Genomic DNA, 11,739 nt, shown 5'->3' with positions numbered 1-11,739 from the left:
GTTAGTCCTCCCTTGTGAATGGAATTTCGATGATAACCTCACAGCCTTTATCCTGCTCACTGATCACACGTATTCCAAACTCGCTGCCATAATTCAAACGAATGCGTTCATGTACATTTTTTAGACCCAGGGAATCACTTGATCGCGAAGGTGCTTCCCCCTCACTTTGCAGCGCCTTGCGTAGCTCTATTAATTTCTCTTGCGCAATGCCTTTCCCGTTATCCTTCACTCGAATAATGATGTGTCTCTCCTGTTTTGCAGCCATTATGGAAATCCGGTTATCGTCGTCATTCGCCCGAAAGCCGTGAACGATGTAATTTTCAATAATCGGCTGAATCAGCAGTTTAACCACGATACTTCCGGCGACCGGCATCTCGATGTTCGTTTCCACCTGTAGCTTGTTCTCATACCGGTATTGGATTAAGGCCAAATACATCCCGCACAGCTCGATTTCTTCGGACAGAGTGACATGTGTTTGTTTTTTGATCAAATGCCTGAACATTGTTGCGAGAATATAAATCATTTGACCGACATCCCTGGCCCCTGAACTGATAGCCTTCATGCGTATACTCTCGAGCGTATTGTACAGGAAATGCGGATTGATCTGCGCCTGCAGAGCCACGAGCTGTGCGTTCTTCTGCTTGATCTCCGAGATGTAGACGGTCTGGATATAGGACTCCAGCCGGTCACACATATAGTTAAAGCTTTGCGAGATCTGCTGCAGTTCGTCCTCTCCCTCCATTTTGATCCGCTTGCTCAAATCGCCATCCTGCCAGCGCCTCATGTAGACGATAATTCTGTGGATTTTTTTGGAGTAGCGGCGGATAACGGTGAACGTGACTGAGATGCTGATAATGATGCATAAGATCACGATCCCTGTGAGACTAAAACGTAAGGTTTGAAGGCTCTGTACGATTTGAGACTCCGGAATGATGGCAGCAGCGACCATCCCTGTGTTCCCGATATTCAGCAATTGTACTTTGGAGCGTTCCTCCAGATTCACCCAATCCCCCGGCTTAGTCATCTGCTTCCAATACGGATAGACGGTATGATCGTAACGCCCCTGCGAGTCAAAAATCACTTGCCCCTGCGATGTGATCAGCATGATCCGACTGCTCGTATTGTTTAATTTTTCCCGCAGCAGCCCTTTAATCCGGCTTGTATTGAGTTCGAACAGGATGGCACCGTATTCCTTCAGCGTCACAGGGTCCTTAAGGACATTCACGTAGCTGTAGGGTGTAGATTCCCCGGCGGCTTTTCCCTTGAACAGCGGCTCGTTGCCCATATACTGCCAGGGCTGATTCCGGAAACGTTCGTACCAGTCCTGATGTGCGGCGGATAACGCCGGTTGATCGTAAAAATGCTGCGTTTCCCGGTTTAGAAGGTAATAAAAGTCCTGGTCCGAGCTGTACAGCACGATGTTCGAGATGGAGGCTTCCTCCTTCAGCAGCAGGCGTAAATGATAATCAAAGCTGTTGCGCTCCGTCCGGTAGCTGTTTGCATATTGATTCAGACGCCACTTGAGGAAGTTCTCATACTCATGAGTCAAGAAATACTTCAGATCATCTCCAATCATCGCATCCGTATAAATCTGCTGCACCGCGCCATACATCCGTTCGTTCTGCTGATTCAGACTGATGCTGATGATGTCTAGTTCCTGAAGACTCGCATCCATCTGCTCGCGTACGAGCCGCTGCTCATAATAGCGGTAAGCGAGAATAGAGACACTAATAAACAAGAGAACCATGACCATAGAGTAGAACAGGAGGATCTTGTTAAACATTTTTTTCTTCAGATGATTTTGATAAAAGGTCCGGATCTTGGACATTCGCGCCTGACCGCCTCCTTGGGAGCCAATTTTCAACTCAGTGTATCACCGTTCGTTAAATTTGCGCAATAAATAGAACATGCAGTGCCTTCCCCTCAACTTTCAATTGTCAAAAAGAAAAGAAAGCGCTATAATGAGCGCATTCCCCTATGCTATTCACTTTTTATCCCAATTTGGATCTTTCCCTATAAATCATTCACCCTCCGATAATATGAACTGGGGGTCCACTCGATGTTTCTTACCGAAAACAAATTACAGGCACGTATTCATGAATTATCCGCACTCCGTTACCGGGACAAGAAGACCTTGAGCGTATTTCTTGCTTGTGAAGACCGCCGGGAAGATATTAATCCTACGGTTCCAGGTGCCGAAGCCAATTGGCAACCAATGCATATTAACGAGACCTGGACTGGCCGGGATCTCTATTTGTGGCTGCGTGCAGATGCTGAAATCCCTGTATCCTGGGAAAATAAGCGAATCGTCGGCTTGTTTGATTTCGGCGATACCGGGGGTGGCAATAACTCCGGCTTTGAATCCCTTTTCTACTGGGAAGGCAAGCCTTTTCAAGGCGTCGATTCCAATCATAAGGAAGTATTCCTTCCTGCTTCGGCGGCAGGCAATTCAGCTGAGCTGCTCTTCCGCTTATGGTCCGGTCTTGAAGGAGGCGGACAACCGCGTAATCAGACGCATACCTTCAAACAGGCGGAGCTGTGCTGGCTTGATGAGAAAATGGACGATCTTGTGTTCACCGGGACGGCCATTCTCGAAACCGTAAAAATCCTGGATGCAAATGCGCCGGAGCGCACGAAGCTGCTGCAGGCGCTTCAGCAATCCTTACGTATGATTGACTGGGCAGACTCCGAATCAGAGGCGTTTTTCATCTCTGTCTACGAAGCCAGAGACAATCTTAGCGCCCGCCTGGAAGCCATGGACAAACTATCCGATGTGACCATCACCTGTATTGGCCATACCCATATTGACGTTGCCTGGTTGTGGCGGCTTAAGCATACACGTGAGAAATGTGCGCGGTCCTTCTCTACGGTGATGCGGCTGATGGAGATGTTCCCGGAGTATGTTTTCCTGCAGACACAGCCCCAGCTATATGAATATGTGAAAGAAGACTACCCGGAGCTGTATGAATCCATCAAGGAGCGCATTGCGGAAGGCCGCTGGGAAGCCGGCGGTGGCATGTGGCTTGAAGCGGACTGCAATCTGACCTCGGGCGAATCGCTGGTTCGGCAATTGCTGATCGGTACACGCTTCCTGAAGGAGGAGTTCGGATCGGAGTGCAGGTACTTATGGTTGCCGGATGTGTTCGGCTACAGCTGGTCCCTGCCGCAAATTTTGAAAAAATCGGGCATTCATACGTTCATGACTACGAAAATCAGCTGGAACCAGTATAACCGGATGCCATTCGATACGTTCCATTGGCGCGGCATAGACGGCTCCGAGGTATTGACCCATTTCATCACCACTCCTGAACCGTGGTCTGAGCCGGGTTCATGGTTCTATACCTATAACGGGAAGATCACCCCCAAGACGGTCAAAGGAATATGGGATGCCTACCGCGACAAGGAGATGAATCAGGAGCTGCTGCTGTCCTATGGTTATGGTGACGGCGGCGGTGGCGTGAACCGCGAAATGCTCGAGATGCGCCGGCGGCTGGATCAGTTGCCTGGACTACCCAAGGTGACTACCGGACGTGCAGATGCCTATTTCGAAAAGCTGCAGCAGACGGTAGCGGATACCGGTTCATACATCCATACCTGGGACGGCGAATTGTATCTGGAGTATCACCGCGGGACATATACCAGCCAAGCTTACAACAAACAGATGAACCGCAAACTCGAACTGGCCTATCGTGAAGCCGAGTGGCTGAATGCCCTGCAAAGCATTGTGCAGGAAGACTGGAATCTGTATCAAGCCAAACCGCTGACCTCAGGATGGAAAATCATTCTGCGCAACCAGTTCCATGACATCATTCCAGGCTCCTCCATCCGTGAGGTGTACGAAGACAGTACAGTCGAATACGAGGAAGCGTGGCAGATCGGCAGTCAGGTCGACACACAAGCCCGGACTGCGATCGCAGCAGAGAAAACGGCAGGCAGTTTCTCGGTGTGGAATTCCTCACCATGGAGTATTACGGAGCTAGTCGCTATTCCCGCTTCTGCGGGGATGGAGCAGGGATATTGGTTAAGCGATGCAGGGCTACGCTTGAATGCACAGCTGGATACAGGCATTTGGTATATTGAAGTGCAAGATATTCCTTCGCTCGGGTATACAACCATACATTTCCATGGCGAAGCTGAATCTATTCATTCAGAGTTGTCTCCATTCAGCCATACAGAACTTGGAATCGAAACCCCTTTTTATCAATTGGCATGGAACGAAGCCGGGCAGTTGACCCGCATTTACGATAAAGCAGCACGACGGGAAGTACTGGCCAAGGGTGCTAACGGCAATCTATTGCAGGTGTTTGAGGATAAACCTCTGGCACATGAAGCTTGGGATATTGATATCTTCTATCAGGAAAAAATGACTGAGATTCGAGATTGCACAGCAATCGAAGTGATTGAGACCGGTCCGCTTCGGGCCGTCATCCGCTTCAATTGGCAGTACCGTAATTCTATAATTACGCAGAACCTGATCGTCTATGCCGGGAAACGGCGCATCGACTATGTGACCGAAGTGGATTGGCACGAGAAGCAGCAATTGCTGAAGGTGGCTTTCCCCGTCGGCATCCGCTCTACTGAAGCAACCTATGATATTCAGTTCGGCAACGTGAAACGGCCGACACATTGGAATACGAGCTGGGATTGGGCGCGCTTCGAGTCTGTCGGGCATCAATGGGCAGATTTGTCTGACAAGGGTTATGGTGTCAGCCTGTTGAACGACTCCAAATACGGTTATGATATTAAAAACAATGTCCTGCGGCTCACGTTGATCAAAAGCGCCACACATCCTGATCCGCATGCCGATCAGGGGCTGCATCGCTTCACCTATGCCCTTCTACCGCATCAAGGGGATTGGCTGACCGGTCAGACCGTGAAGCAAGCCTGGTTCCTGAATGCCCCGATTCGCTATACGAAGGGACATGCAGAGCAGCCAAGCCGTTCCATGTTCGCCTTGTCCGGCGATACGGCCATGATCTCTGCTGTGAAAAAAGCAGAGGATTCGGACTGCCTCATCGTGCGTATTCACGATTACTCCGGAAGCTCCAACATGCTGGAGCTGACGAGCAGCCTGCAGATTCATGGATGGAGAGAAACGAACTTGATGGAACAACCAGATGGCGAAATGCATAACGATGCTGGCATCTGCTTCGTCCTTGAACCTTATGAGATTAAAACCTTTGAAATCGACCTACGATGCTAACTGTCATGTAACGATGGCTTTCCTCTAGGATACAGAACAAGGCGAACTCCTGTGAGTTCGCCTTGTTCTAATTTTCAGCCTAATTTATGGATTGCAATTTTATAGGACAGTAACTCCCCGCCATCACAAAAGAACGATAAACCCAATGAGTCGGAGGAAGGATAGATCAGATCCGTCATCGCGAGGATTCCATCGTTGGCAAAGACTTCGACGGATGACCGGTCCACTATAAGTTGAAATTTCACGCACTGCTGGCTGGACTGTAATTTTGCTTGATGTCTACCCGAAAAATCATCATGAAAATCAATATTTCCGGAACGGGTACGATCGATAAATAAGCTTTCATCTTTAACGGAGTAACCGACGAGCGTTGCCTCCTGGCCCGAGGCTCTGATCTTAAAGCCTATAGAATCCACGGTCTCAGTCCATTTGAATTCGGCAACAAGCTCAAAGGTTTCTAATTCCATACCTTCGCAAATTGAATCGAGCTTAGCAGAGGAATTCCCTTCTGATTCAATCTGAGGCACTCGGATGGATTCCAATTCATTGACGGGATGCTGAATCAATGCAATGTCGCCGTTCCTCGTTTCCAAAGTCAGTACCCTTGGAAATGTCATGGCCCCCCTCCATCCCTCAGTTGGAGTGTCGCCTGCATATTTCCAATTATTCATCCAGCCGATATAAATCCGGCGCCCATCTTTAGCAGAGACGTCAGACCAGCTCACGCCAGCGTAATTGTCCTTTCCATAATCGATCCAACGAGTCGTTTGAGAGGATTGATCCGGTATGAAAGCTAAACCGTCAAAGTGTCCGGTGAAATACTGGGTTCTAGACCCTTCCGGAACATGTGGCTCATTTCCAATACTCACGAACATGACCCATTTCAATGCCGTCTCCGCTCCGTCAACAGGTAATGCAAATAAATCCGGGCACTCCCAAACGCCGTCATGTGAACCCATCCCTTGCCCAAACTCGCTGCTGAAGCTCCATTCTTTCAGGTTCGGAGAACGGTATAAACAAACGGTTTGACCACTGGCAACAATCATCACCCACTGCTCAGTTTCTTTGTGCCAGAACACCTTAGGATCCCGGAAATCAGTATGCTTATCCGAAGCAAGGACGGGATTCCCTTCATACTTAATCCAAGTTCTTCCCTCATCTCTACTGAAGGCAATACTTTGTTTCTCTATTGAAATCCCTCCAGGAGAATGGGCGTGATGCGTGAAAATAGCGACAAGACCGGGTTCCCCGTCGAAAAAACCGGTTGAATCGTTCCAGTCCACCACTGCACTACCCGAAAAAATCATTCCCAGCCCGTCGGAAGCAAGTGCAATAGGGAGATGCTCCCAAGTGACCAGGTCTTTACTCACTGCATGTCCCCAGTGCATCGGTCCCCAGCTGGTTCCATAAGGGTGATGCTGATAGAAGAGGTGGTATTCCCCCTTAAAATAAACCAAACCATTCGGATCGTTCATCCAATTCGCTGGTGGACTAAAATGGAACTTGGGTCTGTATTTCTCTGCTTGTATAACTTCAGCTGACATCTCTTCTCTCCTCACAACTTAGTTTTATCTCTATAGTGTACTGGGTCTTATCGAAACAATGAGTTCTGTTTTTGACAGAACTCATTGTTGTTCAGTATTCTCTTAACGTGTTACTTATCTAACGATTGCTGGATCTCTTTCGTGACTTGATCGCCGCCTTGAGATTTCCACTTGCTTACGAATTCATCAAATGCGCTAATTGGAGCTTGGCCTACGATAATTTTGGAAAAGGTTTCATACTCCAGCTTGCTGAGATTCGACCAACGTTTTTCCATTGTTTTGGTTTGCTCATAGGTCAAGGTGTTTACGAACTGGAATTTACCTTCCACGTACGGCTTCAAGCCTACGCCAAATGCCCAAACCGTACCGAAATCGTCCGCTTTTGCTCCGGAGAAATCCCAGCCTGAGATACTCATATTATCAAAAGGTTCCGTTTTGGAAGCGATGATCTTACTGAATGCATCATCTGTGTAAGCATCGAAGTCCTGGAAATACGTATGAATCTCATCCGCTGTCTTTTTGCCTTCGAGATAATTGGTTGTCTCTTTCAGGACCATGGCAGGACCATCAGCCATAGAGAAGGTTTGGTACATCGGGAATGAAGCATCTCCTAGTACCTTTTGCTCTGCCGGATCAACATGTTTGTAGAGACCATCTTTATAAATGTTAAGCATTTTGATGACGGCTTCAGGGTTTTTGTTATCCTTACTGATGACCGTGAAGGTACGGGCTGCGTTGCCTCCCTTCGCCAAGTAGATTCCATCACTGCCGGAAGCCAGTGAATAAGGCTGCCAGTTCGCGGTTTTGTCATTCTTCCAGCTGTTTCCAAGATCCCCGAACGGGAACCACCAAGGACCAAAGAACAGTCCTGCCTTATTGTTCGACACCAATTCTTCCGTCTTCGAAGTGAGCATGCCTTGTGAAATCAACCCTGCCTTGTACATATCGGCTAATTTCTGCAGCGCTGTTTTAGTTTCAGGCACAATGGATCCATAGACGGCCTTACCTTCACTGTCTTTGACCCAGATGCCTGGGAAGGAATTGAACGTAGCGAAAATTTGATCAAAGTGATAAGCGAAGTTGGAATTCGTCATGTCTTGATATAATTTACCGTCAATTGAAGGACCTGCAAGTCCAACCGAATCTGCCTTTCCGTTTCCGTCTGGATCTTGCTCAACGAATGCTTTTGCAACGGCTTCCAGCTCTTGCAAATTCGTAGGCGCTTTCAATTTCAATTTATCCAACCAATCTTGGCGAACCCACATCACGGACAGGAAATCCGGCATCGGATTCGAGGAAGGAATGGCATACATTTTACCGTCTTCTTTTACTAAGCTATCAAAGAGTTCTTGATTAGATTTGTACACTTCTTTTGTTTTCGTGCTCGCATATTTTTCCCAGACTTCGGAAATGTCCATTGCCAAGCCTGCTTTAACGATCGCTTTGTATTCTGTATAAGTCAGCTCGGTCAAGTAATCCGGAATTTCTCCGGTTGCGATCCCAAGATCAACCTTTTGGTGATAATCCGTGCCTGAGTTGGATGCGGTAAAAGCATTTTTAATTTCAATGTTGAATTTTGTCTTCAGCATTCTCGTATACGCATTGTCATCTACGTCTTGACCGTCAGGGTACTTCTGGTTCGGATCGAGCGGGACTCCTCTTGTAAGCGTGGTTAACTGAGGTTGTTTTCCAAGCGGATCTGCCGGTACTTCTGCAGCGCTATTGTTGGAAGCAGGATTAGAACTGTTTTCCGAAGAAGACTTGCCATTGTCAGCATTTCCAGTACACGCCGTGAGTGACCCCATGAGTAGCAAAGCGAACGACAAAGTTGCAGCATAAACCTTTTTGTTTTTCATCTGCATATAACTCCCCTTTTGTTTTTTATGTTCAAGGATTCCTCCTCGGACAACATCCTTAGACTACAAATTAACCTTTTACGGAACCAAGCGTGATGCCTTTCACGAAATATCTCTGTAAGAATGGGTAGATAATCAATACAGGAATCATCGCTACGAAAATTTTGGCAGCATTCAACGAGTCGTTATTCAATTTAGACAAACGATTCATTTGCTCAAGGGACATGGAAGCCATTTGCTGCAGATTAGTGGAAACTACAAGTTGCTGGATATAGGTTTGTAACGGATAACTTTCCTCCCGGGTGGAGAGAACCATGCCTTGGAAGAAGTCATTCCAGTATCCCACTATGGTAAACAAAACAACGGTAGCCAGTACGGGTTTTAAGAGAGGTAATAATATGCTGAACAGGTATCTCCAAGGACCAGCCCCGTCTATCTTCGCTGCTTCTTCCAGCTCCTCCGGCAAATTCTTAACGAAGTTCATAATCAAGATCAAGTTGAATATCGGGACTCCTCCGCATAACACTAATCCCCAGATGTTATCGATCAGATTATATGTTTTCAGAGTAATGAACCAAGGAATCAACCCGCCGTTAAAGAGCATGCAGAATACGAATAGCCACATTAGTAGATTGCGTCCCGGAAAAAGCTTGCCCGGCTTTGATAAAGGATAGGCAGCAAGTACTAATGCCAGCATCGTGAAAGCGGAGCCCAAAATAACGCGTTCGAACGATACAAATATCGCTCTAAAAAACTTAGCTTCGGACAGAATCACTTGAAATGAATACAAGTTAAATCCGATAGGATAAAAAAACACATTGCCTGCCTGGACCGCTGCCTTGTCACTCAGAGCGATCATTAAGCAATACCATATGGGAACCAGGCAAAGCAGTGTCATTAACAAAAGGAATACTAGATTGAAAATGTCGAAAGCCCTCGACCCCAGTGATCTGTTCTCTACCAACTTTCTCCCTCCTAAATTAGAATATCCGATACCCTAAAAGCTTCTTGGCTAACAAGTAACCGTTAACAATAAGAATAAAGCTGACGACCGATTTCAATAATCCGACCGCTGTACCCAAGCTGAAGTCCAAATCTTGTAACCCGGCGCGATAAACATAAGTGTCAATAATATCACCCGTGCTGTACACCAGCGGATTATATAAGTTGAACACTTGGTCGAAACCAGCATCGAGAACGCTTCCGAGTGACAAAATGGCTAATAGAACAACGGTTGTGCGTATTCCCGGTAAAGTAATATGCCATAATTTTTTCCAGCGGCTTGCCCCATCAATACCTGCCGCTTCATAGAGAGTACCGTCAATGCCCGCTAAGGCAGCTAAATATATGATGGAGTTGTAGCCGAAGTTTTTCCACACATCCGAACCGATAATAAATCCTCTGAACAAACCAGCCTGTTGGAAAAATTGAACCGGTTCAAATCCGAACATTTCCAATACCCGGTTGAACGGGCCGTTGAAGCCAAAGATTTGAATCATGATCCCTGACAAAATAACCCATGATAAGAAGTGCGGCAAATAGACGCTAGTTTGCACGAACTTAACCATGTATTTTTGGCGAAGTTCATTAAGCATAAGAGCGAAAATGAGAGGAATGAGCAAATTTCCTGAAATTTTCCCCAGTGCTATGATAAGCGTATTGATTAAGGCCTGACGCACATCGTCTAACTCAAGCATGTACCGAAAATTCTCTAATCCAACAAATTCGGAATGAAGAAAACCGGCACCCGGATTATAATCCTGGAAAGCCATTACAACACCGAACATAGGAACGATTTGAAACATGATCAACCAAACCAAAGCCGGAATGAGCATGAACCAATAATGCTTGATTTCTGAATTTTTCTTTAGCCTTAATGGCATATTTTTCAGTTTAGACCCCACCACTAAGTTTCCTCCTTTATGCATATTTAACATATAAAGCACTTACATATATTGTTACATCCGCTATAAGAACAAAGTTCTATAGCGAATGTTATAACCTTAAGTGGTCCCGCCTTGTCTGAATGTTACCGGTAGGCGGTAGAGATCTTTATGAAGCTCCACGCCCTCTACTTTTTGGATTAGTAGACGTACTGCCGTCCGGGCCATTTCTTCAACAGGTTGTACAATGGTGGATAAGAAAGGATAAAACAAATCATCTTTCTGAATTCCGTCATAACCTACTACCTTCACGTCTTCCGGAACCTGGATTCCGTGTTCTCGTGCCCGCTTAATATATCGAGCTGCCAGCATGTCACCATTCACAAACACCCCGTCAACTTCTTTATACTGTGCAGCTGTTAAGATCTGATCAAGATGGGGGTTCAATAAATCCTCATCGAGATCAGGTATTTCATAATCGGCTTGGGGCAGTCCCAACTCCTTGGCAGCATCCATAAAACCGACTTTTCTCAAGTCCACTTCGCCCTGGATCGACGTCGCGATATAACCTAGGTAGGCCGGATGCCGTACCCCTGCCTTTTGCAACTCTTGTAACGCGATACGCCCGCCGTTATAGTTATCCGAGGTAACGCAGGAAATCTCATCTTTGAAATGGCGGTCTATTGAAACCAGCGGGATGTCTTTCACAACACTATGTTCGATATCGTTGTAAGTAATAGCTATGATCCCTGCGACCTTATTCTGGTTCAGGATATCAAAATAATATAGTTCTTTTTCGGGCTTGCCCTTGCTGTTGCACAGAATCAATTTGTAGTCATGATGATCCAATTCATCTTCAATATAGTAGGTAAGCTCGGAAAAGAAGGGATGCCTTATTGTAGGAAGCAAAAGTGCAATCATCATAGACTTCTGCATCTTGAAATTTCTTGCCACCTCATTCGGTACATAATTTATTTCTTTGATCGCAGCTAGTACCTTCTCGCGGGTCTCCTGTTTGACTGAAGGGTGGTTGTTAATGACTCTGGAAACGGTCCCAACTGCAACGCCGGCAATATCAGCAACCTCCTTAATACTAGCCATGTTGCACCTGCCTTTCTATTTGGAAACGTTTCATTTACTGAATGAAACGTTTCATTCACTTGTTGAATTTATTCTATCACCATTTTGGAAACGTTTCAATAGGATATTTTATTTTTTTATATGCACCAATTATTTGCTTATTTGCCCAGGAA

Annotated in this window: 7 protein-coding genes; 1 reads left to right on the top strand and 6 read right to left on the bottom strand. The window is 46.4% G+C overall.

Translation table 11 applies throughout. The features are described 5' to 3' along the window. Position 1: 1 nt before the first annotated feature. Positions 2-1,828 carry a sensor histidine kinase gene (locus tag NSS79_RS17365; protein WP_342435443.1) on the bottom strand — a complete coding sequence of 609 codons (1,827 nt, stop codon included), beginning with the start codon at positions 1,826-1,828 and terminating at the stop codon, positions 2-4. Between the two features lie 231 nt (positions 1,829-2,059). Here NSS79_RS17365 and NSS79_RS17360 point away from each other — a divergent pair, with 231 nt between their 5' ends. Further along, the gene (locus NSS79_RS17360; protein WP_342435442.1) at positions 2,060-5,203 is read left to right on the top strand and encodes an alpha-mannosidase; all 3,144 of its coding nucleotides are present in this window, start codon (positions 2,060-2,062) and stop codon (positions 5,201-5,203) included. Between the two features lie 74 nt (positions 5,204-5,277). Here the strand turns inward: NSS79_RS17360 and NSS79_RS17355 are convergent, their stop codons facing one another. The 5 genes from NSS79_RS17355 to NSS79_RS17335 all read right to left on the bottom strand — a co-directional run bounded on the left by NSS79_RS17355 (position 5,278) and on the right by NSS79_RS17335 (position 11,587). Beyond that, on the bottom strand, positions 5,278-6,747 hold the full coding sequence (locus NSS79_RS17355; RefSeq protein ID WP_342435441.1) for a glycoside hydrolase family 32 protein: 1,470 nt from the start codon (positions 6,745-6,747) through the stop codon (positions 5,278-5,280). Positions 6,748-6,857: 110 nt separating this feature from the next. Continuing rightward, positions 6,858-8,603: an ABC transporter substrate-binding protein gene (locus NSS79_RS17350; protein WP_342435440.1), complete on the bottom strand. Its 1,746-nt coding sequence runs from the start codon at positions 8,601-8,603 to the stop codon at positions 6,858-6,860. A 70-nt stretch (positions 8,604-8,673) separates the two neighbouring features. Further along, entirely contained in the window at positions 8,674-9,567 is an 894-nt protein-coding gene (locus tag NSS79_RS17345; RefSeq protein ID WP_342435439.1) for a carbohydrate ABC transporter permease, read from the bottom strand. Between the two features lie 16 nt (positions 9,568-9,583). Beyond that, positions 9,584-10,486, bottom strand: a complete 903-nt coding sequence (locus tag NSS79_RS17340) for an ABC transporter permease subunit (RefSeq protein WP_342440392.1) — start codon at positions 10,484-10,486, stop codon at positions 9,584-9,586. A gap of 120 nt (positions 10,487-10,606) precedes the next feature. Next, entirely contained in the window at positions 10,607-11,587 is a 981-nt protein-coding gene (locus NSS79_RS17335; protein ID WP_342435438.1) for a LacI family DNA-binding transcriptional regulator, read from the bottom strand. Positions 11,588-11,739 lie beyond the last annotated feature (152 nt).

Origin of the sequence: Paenibacillus sp. FSL L8-0436 (assembly GCF_038593025.1) — a bacterium.
Lineage (GTDB): Bacteria > Bacillota > Bacilli > Paenibacillales > Paenibacillaceae > Paenibacillus_AQ.
The sequence above is the reverse complement of the archived record's forward strand: the minus strand, read 5'-3'. Positions and strand labels throughout refer to the sequence as shown.